This is a genomic window from Halobacillus sp. H74 (assembly GCF_052246715.1).
GTDB lineage: Bacteria > Bacillota > Bacilli > Bacillales > Halobacillaceae > Halobacillus > Halobacillus litoralis_A.
Window position 1 is genome coordinate 84,728 of the sequence record NZ_JBQQCI010000011.1, and the last position, 18,364, is coordinate 103,091.

General features: G+C 42.5%; 13 protein-coding genes, 10 tRNA genes and 1 rRNA gene. 3 read left to right on the plus strand and 21 right to left on the minus strand.

The annotated features are described in order from the left end of the window. Window positions 1-21: 21 nt before the first annotated feature. Window positions 22-501: a DUF2243 domain-containing protein gene (locus tag ACTWPX_RS19335; protein ID WP_443121145.1), complete on the minus strand. Its 480-nt coding sequence runs from the start codon at window positions 499-501 to the stop codon at window positions 22-24. A gap of 301 nt (window positions 502-802) precedes the next feature. Between ACTWPX_RS19335 and ACTWPX_RS19340 the strand changes: the two genes are divergently transcribed. Together ACTWPX_RS19340 and ACTWPX_RS19345 are read left to right on the plus strand one after the other, a co-directional pair. Next, window positions 803-1,147, plus strand: a complete 345-nt coding sequence (locus ACTWPX_RS19340) for a phospholipase (RefSeq protein ID WP_443121134.1) — start codon at window positions 803-805, stop codon at window positions 1,145-1,147. 174 nt (window positions 1,148-1,321) lie between these two features. Continuing rightward, window positions 1,322-2,473: an FtsW/RodA/SpoVE family cell cycle protein gene (locus tag ACTWPX_RS19345; protein WP_443121135.1), complete on the plus strand. Its 1,152-nt coding sequence runs from the start codon at window positions 1,322-1,324 to the stop codon at window positions 2,471-2,473. Between the two features lie 258 nt (window positions 2,474-2,731). Here the strand turns inward: ACTWPX_RS19345 and ACTWPX_RS19350 are convergent, their stop codons facing one another. The 7 genes from ACTWPX_RS19350 to sigW all read right to left on the minus strand — a co-directional run bounded on the left by ACTWPX_RS19350 (window position 2,732) and on the right by sigW (window position 10,277). Next, window positions 2,732-2,932: a hypothetical protein gene (locus ACTWPX_RS19350; protein WP_443121136.1), complete on the minus strand. Its 201-nt coding sequence runs from the start codon at window positions 2,930-2,932 to the stop codon at window positions 2,732-2,734. Window positions 2,933-3,271: 339 nt separating this feature from the next. Then, the gene (gene glmS / locus ACTWPX_RS19355; RefSeq protein WP_443121137.1) at window positions 3,272-5,074 is read right to left on the minus strand and encodes a glutamine--fructose-6-phosphate transaminase (isomerizing); all 1,803 of its coding nucleotides are present in this window, start codon (window positions 5,072-5,074) and stop codon (window positions 3,272-3,274) included. 495 nt (window positions 5,075-5,569) lie between these two features. Continuing rightward, window positions 5,570-6,919 carry a phosphoglucosamine mutase gene (gene glmM / locus ACTWPX_RS19360; RefSeq protein WP_443121138.1) on the minus strand — a complete coding sequence of 450 codons (1,350 nt, stop codon included), beginning with the start codon at window positions 6,917-6,919 and terminating at the stop codon, window positions 5,570-5,572. Between the two features lie 59 nt (window positions 6,920-6,978). After that, complete coding sequence (locus ACTWPX_RS19365) at window positions 6,979-7,983, minus strand: CdaR family protein (protein WP_443121139.1); 1,005 nt, start codon at window positions 7,981-7,983, stop codon at window positions 6,979-6,981. Continuing rightward, window positions 7,976-8,788 carry a diadenylate cyclase CdaA gene (gene cdaA, locus ACTWPX_RS19370; protein WP_128524919.1) on the minus strand — a complete coding sequence of 271 codons (813 nt, stop codon included), beginning with the start codon at window positions 8,786-8,788 and terminating at the stop codon, window positions 7,976-7,978. Before cdaA ends, ACTWPX_RS19365 begins: the two co-directional genes overlap by 8 nt. Before the next feature lie 253 nt (window positions 8,789-9,041). Continuing rightward, window positions 9,042-9,698 (minus strand): zf-HC2 domain-containing protein, encoded by a 657-nt coding sequence (locus tag ACTWPX_RS19375; protein ID WP_443121140.1) that lies wholly within the window; start codon window positions 9,696-9,698, stop codon window positions 9,042-9,044. A 15-nt stretch (window positions 9,699-9,713) separates the two neighbouring features. Beyond that, entirely contained in the window at window positions 9,714-10,277 is a 564-nt protein-coding gene (gene sigW, locus ACTWPX_RS19380; RefSeq protein WP_281976162.1) for an RNA polymerase sigma factor SigW, read from the minus strand. Window positions 10,278-10,434: 157 nt separating this feature from the next. Here sigW and ACTWPX_RS19385 point away from each other — a divergent pair, with 157 nt between their 5' ends. Next, window positions 10,435-10,629, plus strand: coding sequence for an aspartyl-phosphate phosphatase Spo0E family protein (locus ACTWPX_RS19385; RefSeq protein WP_128524922.1), 195 nt, complete (start codon window positions 10,435-10,437; stop codon window positions 10,627-10,629). Between the two features lie 12 nt (window positions 10,630-10,641). Here the strand turns inward: ACTWPX_RS19385 and rocF are convergent, their stop codons facing one another. From rocF to rrf, 13 genes are all read right to left on the minus strand, one after another. Next, entirely contained in the window at window positions 10,642-11,544 is a 903-nt protein-coding gene (gene rocF, locus ACTWPX_RS19390) for an arginase (RefSeq protein ID WP_443121141.1), read from the minus strand. A 365-nt stretch (window positions 11,545-11,909) separates the two neighbouring features. Beyond that, window positions 11,910-11,985 (minus strand) — tRNA-Ala (locus ACTWPX_RS19395). A 3-nt stretch (window positions 11,986-11,988) separates the two neighbouring features. After that, a tRNA-Gly gene (locus ACTWPX_RS19400) sits at window positions 11,989-12,063 on the minus strand. 19 nt (window positions 12,064-12,082) lie between these two features. Next, window positions 12,083-12,155 (minus strand) — tRNA-Lys (locus ACTWPX_RS19405). Between the two features lie 80 nt (window positions 12,156-12,235). Beyond that, window positions 12,236-12,310 (minus strand) — tRNA-Gln (locus ACTWPX_RS19410). Between the two features lie 117 nt (window positions 12,311-12,427). Next, window positions 12,428-12,513: transfer RNA gene (locus tag ACTWPX_RS19415), tRNA-Tyr, on the minus strand. A 16-nt stretch (window positions 12,514-12,529) separates the two neighbouring features. Beyond that, window positions 12,530-12,605 (minus strand) — tRNA-Thr (locus ACTWPX_RS19420). A gap of 15 nt (window positions 12,606-12,620) precedes the next feature. Next, window positions 12,621-12,696 (minus strand) — tRNA-Val (locus tag ACTWPX_RS19425). Window positions 12,697-12,703: 7 nt separating this feature from the next. Beyond that, a tRNA-Glu gene (locus tag ACTWPX_RS19430) sits at window positions 12,704-12,778 on the minus strand. A gap of 172 nt (window positions 12,779-12,950) precedes the next feature. Next, window positions 12,951-17,306 carry a S8 family serine peptidase gene (locus ACTWPX_RS19435; RefSeq protein ID WP_443121142.1) on the minus strand — a complete coding sequence of 1,452 codons (4,356 nt, stop codon included), beginning with the start codon at window positions 17,304-17,306 and terminating at the stop codon, window positions 12,951-12,953. Window positions 17,307-18,047: 741 nt separating this feature from the next. Next, window positions 18,048-18,119 (minus strand) — tRNA-Thr (locus ACTWPX_RS19440). Window positions 18,120-18,122: 3 nt separating this feature from the next. Next, window positions 18,123-18,197 (minus strand) — tRNA-Asn (locus tag ACTWPX_RS19445). A gap of 44 nt (window positions 18,198-18,241) precedes the next feature. Further along, a 5S ribosomal RNA gene (rrf, locus tag ACTWPX_RS19450) occupies window positions 18,242-18,355 on the minus strand. Window positions 18,356-18,364 lie beyond the last annotated feature (9 nt).

The following is an 18,364-nucleotide window of genomic DNA, read 5'->3' on the forward strand; positions in this document are numbered from 1 at the left end:
GTGATAGTAAACCATTGGTAATCAAGACTCTTTCGCTACTTTCCTCTTAACAGGAAAAACGAGTGTCATTCCTATAATGATCATGATAACGGCCAAACCATTCCACACCAGGTCATAAACGATTACATTTTCTACGTAGCGGATTTGATGGAGTCTCATGAGCTTATGTTGGATGATACCATCATAAAATTGGAATCCACCGGCGCCCAGCAGTAATCCGCCCCACCATTTCTTCATCCACAAAGCGGACCGCCTCCGTAAATCGGCAAGCAAAAACAAGCCACCAATAGTCGCAAACCAACTGAAGGCATGGAAAAGTCCATCAGAAATCAATCCGACATCAGTTGTAGACTGATCATAAAAATGGTGCCAACGCAGCAATTGATGAAATACGGTTTCATCAATAAAAGCAGCCAGCCCGATTCCAAACAAAATACTCGACCACAAATTTTTCTTTAACACAGCAGAACCATTTAATTTATTCCACTTGTTTGAGTACATTTGATTCATCGTCACTTGCACCCCTTTCCGTCCTGTTTTATCTATTTTCATCCTTCCCTTCCGTCTCCCAATATAAACGAGGGATACCATTTACTGGTTATCCTCCCCTTCCCTGTGGCTGGATGATTCAATTTCATGCCAGTATTTGATCAAACCTGAATCTGCGACTTTTCTGTTTCTAAGGGGGCTAAGGAAAACGTAGGGTTTAACAAACCGCATTTGCTCCGATAAAATTATGAAACCGTACTGATTGAGAGTTTAAAGGCATTACACTTCAAACCAAGATAGATAACCATACTTGATGGGGGCTTCCTCATATAATAGTAATGATTATACTTCACAATTGGAGGGGAAGGTCATATATAGGAGATGGGATCCTTATCGAAAGCCAGGCTTTTGTATTTTCCCTGGTTATAATTACTGTGGACCTGGATGCAGCGGTCCGGGCGCTCCCGCGAATGCGGTGGATGCCGCATGTAAAGAACACGATGAATGCTACCGGTATTATGGAGATTATTGCGCTTGTGACACAGCATTCATCAAGCAGTTGGAAATGCTGCAGAATCCCTATACAATAGAAGGCAGACATGCTCGAACTATGTATAAGTATATGAAGATGCAGCGTTTTTTCACTTGTGCTTTTTAAAAGAAGGTCCAGCAAAATGTGCCTTCTTTTTTTATGCTTTTGTACGCATTCATAAAATTATCAATTATAATAAGGGTACCTTCACTTTTCAAAAAGGAAATATGTGCTTATAATAGTCAACAGCACGCTTTATTTTCCCTTGCTTTGTCAACACGAGAGGATGTATAACTCAAAATGAAATTCGAAGAAAGGTTTGACTGGCAACTCTTCTTTATTATTTGTTGCTTCATAGCTGTCAGTGCAGTTGCCCTTTTCAGTGCCCAGCAGAGCACTCAATATAATGATAATTTCGTACTTAAACAACTACTTTGGTATGGCCTCGGGGGCATCGTCATTGGCTTCATGCTTTTCGTAGATCCCGAAGACTTCAAAAAGATTAGCTGGTACCTCTATGCATTCGGTATCCTCTTATTGGTTGTCCTTATCTTTGCACCACCATCCATCGCCCCTGTCATCAAAGGGCAGAAAAGTTGGTTCGTCCTTCCTGGACTAGGTTCCCTCCAACCGGCAGAACTGATGAAATTATTCACGATATTGGTGCTCGGTCGAATTGCCGTCAATCATAATGCAAAGCATGCATCGACTTTCAAGGCCGATCTCATGCTCCTCCTGAAATTAGGCGCGGCCACGGCTTTGCCATTGCTGCTGATCATGCAGCAGCCGGATTTAGGGACAGGACTTGTATTTATAGCCATTTTAGCAGGATTTGTTCTCGTATCAGGGGTCCAATGGAAGATCATTTTACCAATATTCACCGTCATATCAGCCGCGGGGACAGGCCTGATATGGCTCGCAATCAAAGCACCGCAATTACTTGATAAATACTTAGGAGTCAAAGAGTATCAGCTTGGACGAATTTATTCCTGGTTCCAGCCAACGAAATATGAAGACTCTTCAGGGTATCATTTAGTCAAAGCCATGAGGGCTATCGGCTCTGGTCAACTTTATGGAAAAGGGTTCGGCGAGCGGGAAGTCTACTTACCTGAAGCACAGACAGACTTCATTTTCAGTATCATAGCTGAAGAATACGGCTTCCTTGGTTCCTGTATCGTCATCTTCCTGTTCTTTTTCTTGATTTACAGGTTCACTACGATCGCTTTCAAGGCAAATAGTCACTACAGTTCTTACGTTATGGTCGGAATCATCGCTATGATCGCCTTCCACGTTTTCCAAAACATCGGTATGAGTGTCCAACTGCTACCGATCACAGGGATTCCGCTCCCTTTCATTAGTTACGGTGGAAGTGCCTTATTAGGGAACTTGATGGCATTAGGTATTGCGTTTTCCATTTCCTATCACCACAGGACTTATATGTTTGGCGAATAGATAGACATCTCAACATGAAAGTCAGAACTAGATGTCTCTTAAGCTGAATTTAAGGAACGCCATATTTGGGGCGTTCCTTTTTTGTATCCTTATAAAAAATACACTCTTTTTCCGGGTATGAAAAACTATGCTGGTAGGACCAAGTGCGTGTGCACCTCGGTAAGCATAAAAAAACGAGCGCTTGGATATTACACCCAAGCGCTCTATTTCCTTATTGACGTATTGAACTGTCAGCCGTTAGTTAAGAGTATTCACTTATTACTTGCTTAGTTTGAATGTTTCAGTATTACCATTCCATTCGACTGTAACTTCAACCTCAGTGTGTTCGGAAACCTTGTAATTCGTAGGATTAGCTGTATCGCTATCTATAATAATACCGTTTTCCTTTAATGTGACGCCACCCCTGCTAAAACTTCCAACACTATCCACTTTGTAAGCAATTGGTCCAGCACCGTTCACATCATCTCCCTTATATTTCAATACAAGGTCATGGGTTTCATAATCATCACTGGTTTGATTAACTTTTAAGTCAGCTGACCAATTTTCCGTCTCGCCAGAAAAATTAAAAAGTCTGCGTGCTACAAGCCCCTAGTAGTAGTAATAAAGATATCAATACTACTGAAAGTCTTCCGGTCATATAACACCCCTCCAAATTTTCAACAAATCTGCTCTGTTAGTAGCAAAATAAATTTTCACTCACATCTCAGTCGTTTTACCATAATATTCAAAAACCTGGGATGAACCCGAAATCTGAACAAAAAAACTGACACCCTCTTTTGGATGTCAGCTTTATTATATTTACTCTACTGTTACACTCTTAGCTAAATTACGAGGCTTATCGACATCACAATCACGGTGGAGAGCAGCATAATACGAAATCAACTGCAATGGAATGACAGAAACAAGGGGAGCCATCAAGTCATGGACTTGTGGAATGACAAAAGCGTCACCTTCCTTGTCTAAGCCTTTCATGCTGATAATCATGCTATTCGCCCCACGCGCTTCTACCTCTTGGACGTTTCCACGAATGGAATAGTTCACATTCTCTTGAGTAGCTAAAGCAACAACTGGTGTACCTTCTTCAATCAAAGCAATGGTACCATGCTTCAGTTCTCCACCAGCAAAACCTTCAGCCTGGATATAAGAAATCTCTTTCAGCTTAAGAGATCCTTCCAACCCTACATAATAATCAATGCCGCGGCCGATAAAGAAGCAATTACGTGTCGTAGAAAGGTAATTACGAGCCAATTCTTCCAGCTGTTCCTTTTGATCGGTCATTGCTTCCATAGTGGTTGCTACGATACCAAGCTCCTGCATTGGATCGAAGTCAAGTTCGATACCTTTTGCACGTGCAGTATCGACAGCTAAAATTGCAAGAACAGCCATTTGAGCTGTATAAGCTTTCGTTGAGGCTACTGCAATCTCAGGGCCTGCATGTAGGTGCATCGTGTAATCAGATTCCCGGGAAAGGGTGGATCCAGGTACGTTTGTAATCGTAAGCGCTGGATGACCAAGTTCTTTTGTTTGAACAAGTACTGACCGGCTGTCTGCTGTTTCGCCACTTTGAGAAATATATACAAATAGTGGTTTGTCAGAAAGAAGCGGCATGTTGTATGAGAATTCACTGGCTACATGTACTTCAACTGGGATGTTCGCCAATTTTTCAATGAACTGTTTACCTAGTAGTCCAGCATGGTAACTTGTGCCCGCCGCAATTATATATATACGGTCACAGTCTTTCATTGCCTGACGAATCTCCGGATCCAGTTTAATCTCATCGTTCTCATTTTGATACTTTTGAATGATTTTACGAATAACAAAAGGCTGTTCATCGATTTCCTTCAGCATGAAGTGGGGGTACGTACCCTTTTCGATGTCGGTCGTATCCAATTCGGCTGTGAATGGATCACGGGAAACCGTAGTACCATCAAGCATTTGGATTTCAACACCATCGCGTTTAACGATTACCGTTTCTTTATCCATCAACTCCAAGAATTGATCCGTTACATGAAGAGCAGCCATTGAGTCACTTGCTACAACGTTGAAGTCGTCTCCAAGACCGATCAGCAATGGACTCTTATTCTTCGCCACATAAATCGTATCTTCATTTTCACGGTCAATCAATGCGATCGCATAAGAGCCTGTCAGAAGTTCAACTGCTTTACGGAAAGCCGCTGCAACATCATTCAACTCATTGTTCAACACTTCGATCAATTGGACGATGATTTCTGTATCTGTTTCACTCTTGAATTCGACCCCGCTCAAATATTCGTCACGTACATCCACGTAGTTCTCGATTACACCGTTGTGGACGATCGTAAAACGGCCTGTTGTGCTTTGATGAGGGTGGGCATTTTCTTCACTCGGAACTCCGTGAGTTGCCCAACGCGTGTGCCCGATTCCCAGTGTCGCTTTTACATTTTCATCTACAGCTTCTCTTAAAGATGCAATACGGCCTTTGACTTTCGTCACTTGAACCCCATCTTTATTAAGCGTGGCAATTCCCGCAGAGTCGTAACCCCTGTATTCGAGCTTTCCTAATCCATTCAATAATATCTCTTTCGTATCATCTTGTCCTATATATCCTACAATTCCACACATTACTGTTGTCCTCCTTAATCTCTGAAAGGCAGGGCAACGAATAAGCCAAATTCTACAGGGGCTATTCATTGCCCCTCTCCCGTTGATTCTCTAATTTTAATCACTTTGTTCGAATGTGTTGTTCAAAGAGTCACCTCTTTGGTTTACATTTGAACGTGCGGTTGAAGTGTAACAACCGGGAGGCATCCGCCGAAAACTCGATGAACCTCCACCTCGTCAACTGTGCAGTATTTCGTCCGATTCACACAGTCCTGGCGCTTTTTTTAAATTAACAACATCGAGCCTCCTAAATCTCTTAAAATAAAGTCCTTTTCTCTTGTTTACCGGATGATAATAGAATTAAACATCCTCTCCCCAAAAAAACAAGGACATTTTCCATTTTACCTGAGTCCTGTGGAAGCGGTCAATAAAAATTAACACCGTCATGGAAATGTAAGGACCCTGTAATAAGATATGCGCAGATCTCAACACTGTGCGACCTGCGCTGTTCCTATCTTATTCTTCCATGCCAAGCTCTTCTTCAACTACTTGTACGACTTTATTGACATACGTTTCGCATTGCTCTTCCGTAGGTGCCTCTACCATTATTCTTACAAGAGGCTCTGTTCCTGATGGTCTAACCAATACTCTTCCACTATCGCCCATTTCCTCTTCTACAGCCTGGATAGCTTCTTGGATTCGGGGGTGCGTTTGCACTCTGTTTTTATCGATGACACGGACATTTTTCAGCACTTGCGGGTATTTCTCCATTTCAGCAGCCAGAACAGACAAAGGTTTGCCTGTTTCTTTAATGACATTTACAAGCTGGAGTGCTGATAACATCCCATCTCCCGTTGTATTATGGTCAAGGAAAATGATATGACCGGATTGCTCCCCACCGAGGTTGAAACCGCCACGGCGCATTTCTTCCATTACATACCGATCACCGACAGCAGTTTTATCACTCTTCATACCATTCGCTTCTACAGCCTTGTAAAACCCGAGGTTACTCATAACTGTTGACACGACAGTAGAGTGATTCAACGTTCTGTTGTCATTCATATGCTTAGCGCAGATGTACATGATTCTGTCCCCATCCACAATGTTTCCTTTTTCATCGACCGCAATTAAACGGTCCCCATCACCATCAAATGCAAGCCCGATATCTGCTTTTTTGTCTTTTACAAGTTCTTGAAGTGCTTCTGGGTGCGTAGAACCTACTCCATCATTTATGTTCAACCCGTCTGGAGATGAACCAATAGAAGAAATATCCGCTTCCAGATCAGCAAACAAGTGGGAAGCTAAGGATGATGTAGCCCCATGAGCGCAGTCAAGAGCTATGTGCAACCCGTCAAAATCGTAGTCGACGGTTTGTTTCAAATGTTGTAAGTACTTCTGACCACCTTCGAAGTAGTCATTGATTTGTCCAAGGTCTGAACCGGATGGACGAGGGAGATTATCTTGTTCGGCATCAATCAATGCTTCAATTTCCTCTTCTTGTGCATCCGACAGCTTAAACCCATCAGGCCCGAAGAATTTAATTCCGTTATCTTCTACCGGGTTGTGAGAAGCAGAAATCATAATCCCGGCTTCTGCTTGAAGTGCTTTTGTCAAAAAGGCGACGCCCGGAGTTGAAATGACTCCAAGACGCATCACTTCTGCACCAATGGAAAGCAACCCTGCTGCTAAAGCCCCTTCCAGCATTTCTCCTGAAATTCGTGTATCGCGACCAATGAGAATTTTAGGTCTCTCTACTCCTTTTGTAACGACATACCCGCCATATCGGCCTAATTTAAATGCTAACTCAGGAGTCAGTTCTTTATTGGCGACACCGCGAACTCCATCTGTTCCGAAATATTTACCCATATTCAAATGACCTCTCTTTCAATTCTGTCCATTTTTTACTTTAAAGTTATTCGGTTCATTTATGGTTGTTCTGTCTCAGTTTCCTGATTACTAGATCCTTCAGCATCAGGTTCATCTACATCTATTTGTACTTCTATTGTTTCCGGACTGACAGAAGTCACTCCTTCCGGTAAGGGGATGTCTACGTTAACGGTTTGATCTTCCGTCACATCAGTGATGTCTACCGGGACTTCAGGCAATTCTTCAATATCCTCAAGAACATCTCGCGGCCCGGAAACAGTTACCCCTTCCGTCTCGGTAGTCACTGACTCTACAAGCACTCCTTCTGGTGCTCCACCTTGAGGGGCGACATTCAATGAGAGCTCCTTCGTTCGTTCTATTACTGGTACCGTAACATTTACAGCAGTAGGGTCAACAAGAACGTTCAATTCATTCCCTTGATTGTCATAGACTTTCACAGGAGCTTCCTGTTGTTCTATGGTCTCTGTAGCAGAACCTACATCGATAATCGCTTTAACCGAAGCGACCCGTTCGATGACAGAAGATGCTCCGGTAATGGAAACCTCTGCTGGACGTACTTCCGGCTCCCCTAATTCCAAGTTATCCTTAAGGCTGCTTTCGTTGATATAATCTATATTAACTTCAAAATTTTCGGTAACTTTTTCTTCGATCGTCACTTCAATCATCTTTGGTTCAAGTGTGACCGCTAATTGATTGGAAATCCCTGAGTGTTGTAGAGAAACCTCATGCGTACCCGGGCCAAGCCCATTCAAGTCTGCAAACACGTTAAAGTTTTTTTGTCGCGCTGCAGGGGCTACAGCTCCAGCAGGACCCTCTACTGTCACAGAAACCTCCTGTGGTATACCACTTACAACATATTCTTCGCTATCAAAGCGAATTTCCAATGGAATGTTCTCCATCACTTCCATATCCGAGGAGGTTTCATTAAAGAACAAAGAATCAGAATCCATGTTATTATCCACGTTCACCGTCACCCAAAGCAATCCAGCTAAAATAAGGGAGATGATCCGTATGAACCACACGCTCTTCAGCCAATTATCCATTCTTTTTCCCCCTCCAGTTCCAGCTCTTCACCGCAGGGGAGGCATAGTCCAATTCTGTACGAAGCATCTCTTCTAATTTAACTTGATCAAGATCGCGGTGGAGTTCGCCGTTTTTTGTACAGGAAATAGCTCCTGTCTCCTCTGACACAACAATCGTCAACGCATCAGTGACCTCACTGATTCCCATGGCAGCCCTGTGCCTAGTCCCGAGTTCCTTGGAAATGAAAGGACTTTCGGAAAGAGGTAAATAACAAGCAGCCGCTACGATTTCATCTTTTTTAAGTATAACCGCCCCATCGTGGAGAGGTGTGTTCGGAATAAATATATTTGTGAGTAGTTCACTCGACAAATGTCCTCCCACACGGATACCTGTTTCTACATAGTCACCCATGCCAGTATCCCGTTCAATCGTAATTAAAGCACCAATTCTACGTTTTGCCATATAATTACAGGATTTAATGATCGCTTGCAAAGATTTTTCCGTATCCTCTTCTTCTGAATTGTTCCTACTGAAGAAACTGCCGCGTCCAAGTTGTTCTAAAGCTCTGCGGAGTTCAGGCTGGAACAAGATGATGATTGCAAGGAAACCCCACGTAATTGCTTGTGACATCAGCCACCTTAATGTGGTCAGTCCAAATAAATTACTCAATAACCAGATTCCTAAAATGACGAAGATCCCTTTCAAGAGTTGAACAGCCTTCGTCCCCTGAATTAGCATGATTAATTTATATACAACAAACCAGACAAGGGCGATATCCACAGTAATTAAAAAGTAATCTAAAACATCCAATCCCCCATCAAGCATGCCTACACTTCCTTTTAAATAAGAATAAAGCCTTGGATAAAAAATTCACCTATTCCATTATATCACACAACTATTTCCTAACATATGAGAAGATTAACCCTGAAAAGAGCCGAAATCACACCCGTCACCCAAATGTTTTGAAAAAGCAGAAGCTTAAGCTGTTCACCCCTTCGTACGAGCGAACTTCAGCCGACAATTCCAATTGCCGGGACACCAAAAAAGCAGGACGACCTGGGTCATCCTGCTGAAATCTTTACTCTTCTGATTCAAAAGAGAAAATATCTGTTACCGTATTCTTCGTATGATACCAAATCCATTCATAGATTTGATTGACTTCTGTCAATTCACCGGAATAAGCACGGAGGTTATTACGGTCCAGTTCGTCATTAAATTCTCCTTCGGGGGTTTCATCAATGATATCTCCATTGATAATCGTAACATCTCCATCGATTTTCCCTTCAATCTTCAAATCACCATTCCGAACGACTAAGTCCCCCGTGACAGTGACCCCTTCAGGAACAATGACAGTGTGATCTCGTATTTCTAAGTTTTCTTGTTTCGACACTGTCATTTGCTGATCCTGATTCCAAGCTGAGAAGATGCCACTGAACATTAAGATGAAAAATATAGCTGCCGCAGTCAGAACCGGATGTCTCTGCAGTTTCCGTATATAGTTCCTTCTTTTCTTCTCTTTCGGCAACTTATCCATGACATTCGCCGTAAATCTAGGCGGAGCTGTCACAGGAGTTGTATTGGTTATAAGCGTCGTCGTCCTTTTCAATTCGTGAAAATGATTCTGGCAGGATATGCAAGTTTGTAAATGGTCTCTCAGTCGTCTCTCTTCTTCTTTATATAATTCCCCATCCAAATACTTATGCATGAGTGTAACAGCTTCTTTATTGCAATTCATTCCCTCTCAACTCCTTCACACATGTCGAAGCCTCTTACGTAATGCTTCTCTGCCACGATGCACCCTCGTCTTCACCGTTCCTACAGGAATATCCAGTATTTCTGCAATTTCCTGAAGAGCCAGCTCATCCAAGTAACGAAGAACAATGACACTCCGATACTTAGGTGGCAGTGCTAAGATCTCTTTATGGATGTATGTCTGCAACTCAAGGCTTTCGACTTCTTCTTCAGGTAAAGCCTGCTCAGCAGCTAATTGAGAATACATATCCAATCCATCCGTTCCACGCACCTCTGCATCCAGATGATAATCCGGTTTTTTCTTCCTGATACGATCGATCGATAAGTTCGTCGCAATTCTATATAACCACGTTGAGAACTTCCGTCGTTCATCAAAAGTATGGAGGTTTGTATACGCACGAATAAAAGCTTCTTGTGCAAGATCCTCTGCTTCATAGGAGTTACCAATCATGCGAAGGCAAATATGATATACCTTATTTTGATAAAAAGAAACTATATCTTCAAATGCAGATTGGTCTCCCTTTTTTACCTCTTTTATTTTTTGCTTAATCATCGTTTCCATCTGCTATACCTCCGCTATACTTGCGGTCGATATCCTTTACGGATGAACTCGCCCAAAAGTTTCAAAAAAATATTTTTTATCTAATATAAGTTTAACTTTTTTTAGTATCGGTTATAAAGCTGTAAATGTAAAAAATTTCATAGGAGGACGAATTAATATGAAGCGAGTGACATCTTTGACGAAAGAAATCGAAGCTTGCCGATTGGAAATGACGCGTTTAGCCCGCCTCCATAAGCTGAGTTCACCTGAAGTCGTCCGTATTAGTGTGAAGCTTGACCATCTGTTGAATGAATACGACGATCTAAAACAAGAAAAACAGCAACCTACCTTAAAAAAGGCAAGTTACTGTTAACCATATAGATTCTTATTTCAAACTTTCTCCAAATAATGAACCCATCAAGCCCACCGCTACACTAGCGGTTTTATTTTTTTCATCTAAGATCGGGTTCACTTCCACAAATTCGGCAGAAGTAATCATTTTAGACTGATATAGCATTTCCATAGCCAAGTGGCTTTCACGATAGCTCAGTCCGCCCATAACAGGTGTCCCTACACCCGGAGCATCGCTTGGATCCAATCCATCCAAATCAAGGCTTAAATGGACTCCATCGGTACGATCTTTCAAGTAATCCATGGTTTCTTCCATTACCTGAGTCATTCCCATGCGATCCACTTCATGCATGGTATAAACCTTGATACCTTTTTCTTCTATCAGAACTCTCTCTCCTTCATCTAAAGAACGCGCTCCGACAATAACAATATTTTCAGGTTTGATCTTCGGTCCGCCTCCAAAAATACCAGTCAGTTTTTCATGGCCAATTCCTAAACTGACTGCTAATGGCATTCCATGGATGTTACCAGATGGGGAACTATCTCCTGTATTTAAATCTCCATGAGCATCATACCAGATGACACCGAGGTTTTCATAATGTTTCGCTATTCCAGCAAGTGTTCCCATAGCAATGCTGTGATCACCGCCAAGGACCAGGGGAAAGCGTTTGCTTTCAACGACTTCATCTACCTTCTCTGCTAAACGGCGGCTGCCCTCAACAATTTCATTCAAGTTCCTTAAATTATCCTGTTTCACTTCCATTTTCTGTTCTGGACGAGGAATCTCAATGTCCCCTAGATCTTCAATATCATATTGTAATTGTTCTAGACGTTCAACCATACCAGCATAGCGAATGGCACTCGGTCCCATATCTACACCTCTGCGCATTTGACCAAGATCCATCGGGACACCAATAACTGAAAGTTGTTTATTCATTAAAGTTCCTCCTTTTTTTCACTACTATAATTGTATCCGTTTTTATGGAGATGACTCAACTGGACATCATTGTGTATATATATACGATATACAGGACGAAAACAGGGCTGTTCATGCATGTTTACAAGCTTTTTCAAAAGGAGCGGAAAATATTATTTAGTTTACATATTAAAAAGTCAGTTACAACAAAAGGAATGCTTATTATATGAGAGCTGCACCTCATTTCCTCATGATCCCCAAGGCATTTTTAAAAATAGCAATACTTCCTGCCTTTGCCTAAACCAAAAACCCTGACATGAGTTCATGTCAGGGTTTTTATCTGTATTGAATTACCAGGTAGTCATAGTGTCATTAATAATATGTATTGGTGGAGCCTAGCGGGATCGAACCGCTGACCTCCTGCGTGCAAAGCAGGCGCTCTCCCAGCTGAGCTAAGGCCCCGTCTGGAGCGGGAGACGGGATTCGAACCCGCGACCCCCACCTTGGCAAGGTGGTGTTCTACCACTGAACTACTCCCGCATATGCAATTATTAAAAGATGAGCCATGAAGGATTCGAACCTTCGACCCTCTGATTAAAAGTCAGATGCTCTACCAACTGAGCTAATGGCTCCTTATATAAATGAGAGGCTGTTAGTTTAATAAAATCATTTCAAATATTTCCTTGAATATCTATCCCAAGGCATAAAAAAATGGCTGGGCCAGCTGGATTCGAACCAGCGCATGACGGTACCAAAAACCGTTGCCTTACCGCTTGGCTATGGCCCAACAGTTACAAAAATAGTATATACCATCTCATTGAGTTTATACACATTTATATTTTATTTCATAAAAATAAGCTGAATATAAGGATATCAGCCGCATATGATCATTTCAAAAATAAAATGGTGGAGGGAGTAGGACTCGAACCTACGAACCCGATGGGAGCGGATTTACAGTCCGCCGCGTTTGGCCAACTTCGCTATCCCTCCACTTTAAAAATTACAGTGGTGCCGGCCAGAGGACTTGAACCCCCAACCTACTGATTACAAATCAGTTGCTCTGCCAGTTGAGCTAGGCCGGCCAATTATGAAATTGATGGTGGAGGATGCAGGGCTCGAACCTGCGACCCCTTGCTTGTAAGGCAAGTGCTCTCCCAGCTGAGCTAATCCTCCATGTAAGTGGTGACCCGTACGGGATTCGAACCCGTGTTACCGCCGTGAAAGGGCGGTGTCTTAACCACTTGACCAACGGGCCAATATGTAGCTTTTTGTCGTTTTTTTGTTTCTTTTCAATCTGACAAATATCATTATATACAATATACCAGCAAATTGTAAAGGGAAATCTTAAAGTCTATATTTTCAAACTATTCGTTTCATAGAATTCATTAAAATGACCCGCCAAAATTAATTTGGCGGGCTTTTAAAATTTATTCCTGGTTAATATATAGCTTACCTTCAGCGGCTTCTTCAGCCACATTACCAAAAGCATCTTCTGCCTTCACTACGATTTCAGCTCCTTCAACCTCTAAATTAGAAGTCGCCGTCCAATATCCTACATAATGTCCTTCTCCCATCTCCATCATAGGAAGCTCTGTAGCTTGATCAGAGAAAATAGAGAAATTGGTCAAAGGCATCTTAATATAGAATGTGGCATCCAATCCAGGTTCAGAGTCAAATTCAATCATTACACTCTCACCAGACTGTAAAGATTGATCCTGTTCCGGATTCAACGCTGTAATCTCGGGTGCTGAATAATCCGCTTCAATAGTGAGCTCTTCTATCATATTGTTACCGGCTTCATCTAAGGCTTCTACTTCTATAATGTTTTCACCTTCATTTACAATCAAACGTTTACTGAAGGTTCCATCTTCACTAACGTCTGCCTCCTGACCATTAACCAGCACTTGATCAAGAAATTCTTCGTTTACCATCCCTTCTACCGTTGTTACTTCTTTGTTGATTTTTTCTCCATCTTCTGGAGAAGTAATCGTAAGTTCAGGGTTCATTTGATCCAATGTGATTACAACAGGTGCTGAAGGGTCGGTATTACCATTATCCGTTACAGTTATGGTAGTAAGTTCATTCGCACCTTCATCCAGCTCGATGTCAGCAGCAAATTTCCCTTCTTCCGTTACTTCGACCTCAGCCACTTCATCTTCCCCGTTGTATATGACAACAGAAGTTGACGGAGAACCGCTGCCTTCCACTGTTACCGTTTCTTCATTCGTGAATGATCCATCCGCTGGTGATTCAATAACAGGCGCTTCTGCCTCATAATCTACAGTAGCACGAATCATATAGTTCCCTTCTTCACTTGGAGAAGGGCTCCACGTTCCGCCTACCTGTTGCCAGCTCCGGCCTGCATTCTCCCCATTTTCATCTGTTGCAAGAGCTGGGGTGTTCGGATTCGCATGTGTTTGAATATAAACCATGTAGAAATCGTCATCCACGACAATCCCTTCATTGGATAGGTCCACATCTGTCCATTCTCCATTACGAAGTGCTTCCGCCTCAATCGGTCCCGCCAACTGTTCCCCTGGCGCCCCATCTGTACCGCTTGAGTCATACACAGCTACTGCAAACTCTGTACCCCCTGGTACTGGAAAGTCTTCTCCCCAAAATCTGAATAATCCTCCTGTTACTAATGCTGAAGACTGCCCCTCAGCTAAGGACATTTTTACGGCCCATGCATTACCAGCGTCGTAGAAAGCACGAGCATTTTCAGCTGTACCGTCGTCATAACCAATTTCTCCAGGGAAGCCAATGAATGGTTCTAACTCAACATCCACCGTAGCTGTTTCATTTCCTACTACAGTTACGGTTGCTTCCGCTCCTTTATAATTGGGAGCCCTTACCTCTAGAGTATAGTCACCTTCATAGGCTGTCAGTGAATATACACCATCTTCATCTGTCACAGCCGGAGTGACGGCAGCATCTTCCTCAACATAGACAGTTGCTCCTTCTATAGGTTCCCCTGTTCTTTCATTCGTCACTGTACCTGTGACTTCCCCAGAAGGTGTAGGTTCCAGGGTGAAGTTAGCGTTAACCCGTCCATCTTCAGGAACTTCAACCTCCTCAGTACTTGACTCGTATCCATAAGCTGAAGCTTCTAAAGTAAAGTCACCTGCTGCAGTTAAAATTCGGTAACTTCCATCTGATGGATCTGTTGTTACTGATTTTTCTGTTTCCAGAACAGTTACAGTTGCTTCAAGTGGTAAAACATTTGGACTAATAGGTGAAGTATCTACTTTTCCTGTTTGCATCAACGGCCCCTCGACGTTTTCAAAGGTACCTGGGAAAAGACTCTTAGACTTCACTGCTTTTTTCTTATTCTTTGATTTAGAATCCTTAGCATCTGCTTTTGCTCCTGCCTTCTTGTCAGCTTTTTTCTCATTGGACTTATGAAGTTTTGCAGAGCTGTCTGAAGAGTGGTCTGTAATAGCAACATCATCAATATACCAGCCATCTTTCACTACGCTCAGGTCTGTTTCAACATGAAAACCAACATAAACGGTTTGACCCGCATATTCGGATAATTCAACTTGTGAATCCACCCAATCGCCTGACTCATTATTAAACTCGGCCAATTGTTCCCAGTTTTCATTATCAGTGGAAACAACCACATGTCCATAATCATAATTTCTTTCTAATTGATACCACGTCTTAAATTGAAGGAAAGATTCGCCTTCTGGGACTTCAACTGGCGGAAGTCTTAACGTCATATCGGCATCTGATTCGTAGGTGCCATCAAGATTTGTAGCATAAACTTTTTCACCTGAAGCTGCTCCCTCAGGTCCGGATACAGGTACTCCCCATTCCCAGGAATTACTTTCGCCAAAAGATACCCAGCCAGCAGGTGTTGTCTCAAAGTCTTGTGAATAACCGACTGTGATCCCATCTTCCAATGTTACGCTATAAATATCTGACTCCACTTCATTGCCACCGAAATCAGTGACAAAAAGTTTATACTCAAGCATATCACCATTTAAGTCTTCACCTGGTATGGAAGCTTGATATGTCCCACTCTCATAGCTGCCCTCGATCAATTCTCCATCGACTGATTGCCATTCTTGACCATCCAGGCTGTATTGAACTTCGACATTGTCAACACTTACGTTATCAGAAACGTCAGCCACAATCGGCAGCTCCAGCCCCTTATAAGACTGTTCTACTGGCTCATGTTCAATCACCGGGGCTTCTGTATCCTCCCCGTCTTGATAGACATTTCCTGTAATCTCACCAATGCCTGATACAACAGCAGAAACAGCTGTATAAGCGTTGGCAACCCCATGACCAAACCCTTCATTAGGATCCTCAGGGTATTCATCACTTGTAGTAGCATCCGCCGTTTCATACAACAACTCTTCGATTCGGTCTACGGACAAAGACTGGTCGGCTTCTAATAACAAAGCTATTGTACCAGCCACATGAGGTCCGGCCATTGAAGTTCCACTATAAGTATCCTCATACTCACTTCCTGGAACGGTGGAGTTGATATTAACCCCTGGCGCAGAAATATCCGGCTTAATCTCCCCATCATAAGGGGAAGGTCCCACAGATGAAAAGTAAGCTAATCCATCATTACTATCAGTAGCTCCAACAGCAATTGATTCAGGATAGTTCGCTGGGGCTGCAATGCTCCCATCACCTAACTCTCCATCATTACCAGCTGAGAAAACGGGAACTATACCTGCATTTCTCCAGTTTTGCACCATTTCACGATACCATTCATCAAGTCCCGGGCCACCGCCCCATGAATTGTTGATGATATCTGGTGATTTTTCTGGATGAGGGTTTCCTTCTTCATCTTTAGGTGCTAATAACCACTCAGCGGCATCTAATAAATCCACATCTGTACCACCAGCAGCAGTAAATGCTTTAACTGCTATCCACGTCGCACCTGGTGCTACACCTACTTGATTGGACCCATCTGCTTCAGAACCGACCATAGTCCCCATCGTATGAGTTCCGTGGCCCTGGTCATCATAAGGTTCTGATGTATCAGCGGTAGCGTCAAACCAATTAAACTCATGGTCTACTTCTTCAGGGCTCGCTGCATTAAACCCTCGATACTTCTCAAGTAAACCAGGGTGGTCCCACTGTACACCAGTATCGATATTAGCTACTACCACGCCTGAGCCATCTATTCCTGTTTCGTTCCAAACTTGTTCGGCACCTATTCGGTCTATCCCCCATGAATCCACATCCAGAATTTCTGCCTTGGCCTTTTCTTTAGGCATATCCAGTGGTTGGTAGATTTCCCTCGTACGGTTTGGCAAAAGTTTTTCAACTTCTGCAAAAGCTGCGATTTCTTGCATCACCTTTTCATTACTAGTTACAGAAACAGCATTCACAATATAATAAGGATCAAAGGACTTGACATCCCCCTGTTCCTTCGCCTTCTCTAAGTATTGATCCAGTTGGGACTGTGTTTGTTTTGCGGTTGCGCGTAACTCATTCACAACAGCGGATGTTTTTACACGCTTCTTTTCTTTAGCGGAAACGGCTGCTTTACTCTTTTCCAATTTTGCCATAGCTTCATTTGCCGCTTTTTTTGTATCCGCCTGCTCTTTCATTTTTACCAAATACGTGATTTGATCATTTTCTTTGAAAGATGAAGAGAGATCTTCATTAATTTTATTCTTCACCTGTTTACTGTCATTCATTGCTACACTGTTCGCTTTTTGGGCAGAAACACCTGCCGTCACATTAAACAGAGAAAGAATCATGACAGTAATCAACAGAACACTGACCGACCTAAGTCTAGCTCTCTTTTTCCTCAATATTTTCGCCCCTTTTTAATAGATTTCCTTTCATTCATACTAACTACGGCCTCCCCTCTCATGTGGATTCTGAGTGGACGATTCTCAAGGTGTTACAAACACTCTATCTTACAGTGACAAAATCTTCTAGATTTCTTGTTGAAATAAGGACGTATATACTCTGCTCCTTTTTGATCCCTGCTCACTTTGGACTAAACGAACAAAAAAATGATAAATATTTACAAAAAAGACGCATCTATAATCTTTTTACCTAGAACAATAGGTTCGGTAGGATCGTAAAAAAAATGAAAAATCACTGAAAACTTGGGAAAGGTACAGCGAAATTTCAGCTTCTACCTTCAAAGTAGAACTTATAACGGCATTCATTTTCTATAATTGGGAAAGTATAGGTTATGATTGAATAGTAAGACCTGATTTTCACCATTTTCAGTTAATCTTTGTTGAATATTTAGAAATCCTGGAGGTATATGAGACGGAGGACCCGTGAAGGAGAGCATTCTACATCCATAAAAGCGTATCATTCGACATTAGGCGGTATTTGGAAGTGAGAGAGGGATGGTCGCAAGGACCTATGAAGGTATAGAGCAGTGATATGAAATGCAAACCACAATTCCAAAATATCAACAGGCAGTGAGTTTACAATTTCAAGACGACAAAAAAAGCTTCCACTCCTTTTCAAGAGCGAAAGCTTCATATATGTATCTTTATTGGTTAATTGAAAATTCAGTCACACTCATTCAGAGCTTCCAGCCGGATTTGAACCGGCGACCCCTTCCTTACCATGGAAGTGCTCTACCACTGAGCTATGGAAGCAAGTGGCTCCAACGGTAGGATTCGAACCTACGACCGATCGGTTAACAGCCGATTGCTCTACCACTGAGCTACGTTGGAATAATTAAAAGTCTTCTTTAAGTATCAATAAGGAAAGAGAATCAATGTGGCGGCGTCCTACTCTCACGGGGATCGACCCGACTACCATCGGCGCTGAAGAGCTTAACTGCTGTGTTCGGCATGGGAACAGGTGTGACCTCTTCGCCTTCACCACCACATCAATATAA

Bases quoted from the DNA above. Each gene is read 5' to 3' on its own strand.
- ACTWPX_RS19335 (WP_443121145.1), bottom strand. From the start codon at position 501: ATGTACTCAAACAAGTGGAATAAATTAAATGGTTCTGCTGTGTTAAAG.
- ACTWPX_RS19340 (WP_443121134.1), top strand. From the start codon at position 803: ATGGGGGCTTCCTCATATAATAGTAATGATTATACTTCACAATTGGAG.
- ACTWPX_RS19345 (WP_443121135.1), top strand. From the start codon at position 1,322: ATGAAATTCGAAGAAAGGTTTGACTGGCAACTCTTCTTTATTATTTGT.
- glmS (WP_443121137.1), bottom strand. From the start codon at position 5,074: ATGTGTGGAATTGTAGGATATATAGGACAAGATGATACGAAAGAGATA.
- glmM (WP_443121138.1), bottom strand. From the start codon at position 6,919: ATGGGTAAATATTTCGGAACAGATGGAGTTCGCGGTGTCGCCAATAAA.
- ACTWPX_RS19365 (WP_443121139.1), bottom strand. From the start codon at position 7,983: ATGGATAATTGGCTGAAGAGCGTGTGGTTCATACGGATCATCTCCCTT.
- cdaA (WP_128524919.1), bottom strand. From the start codon at position 8,788: ATGCTTGATGGGGGATTGGATGTTTTAGATTACTTTTTAATTACTGTG.
- ACTWPX_RS19375 (WP_443121140.1), bottom strand. From the start codon at position 9,698: ATGAATTGCAATAAAGAAGCTGTTACACTCATGCATAAGTATTTGGAT.
- sigW (WP_281976162.1), bottom strand. From the start codon at position 10,277: ATGGAAACGATGATTAAGCAAAAAATAAAAGAGGTAAAAAAGGGAGAC.
- ACTWPX_RS19385 (WP_128524922.1), top strand. From the start codon at position 10,435: ATGAAGCGAGTGACATCTTTGACGAAAGAAATCGAAGCTTGCCGATTG.
- rocF (WP_443121141.1), bottom strand. From the start codon at position 11,544: ATGAATAAACAACTTTCAGTTATTGGTGTCCCGATGGATCTTGGTCAA.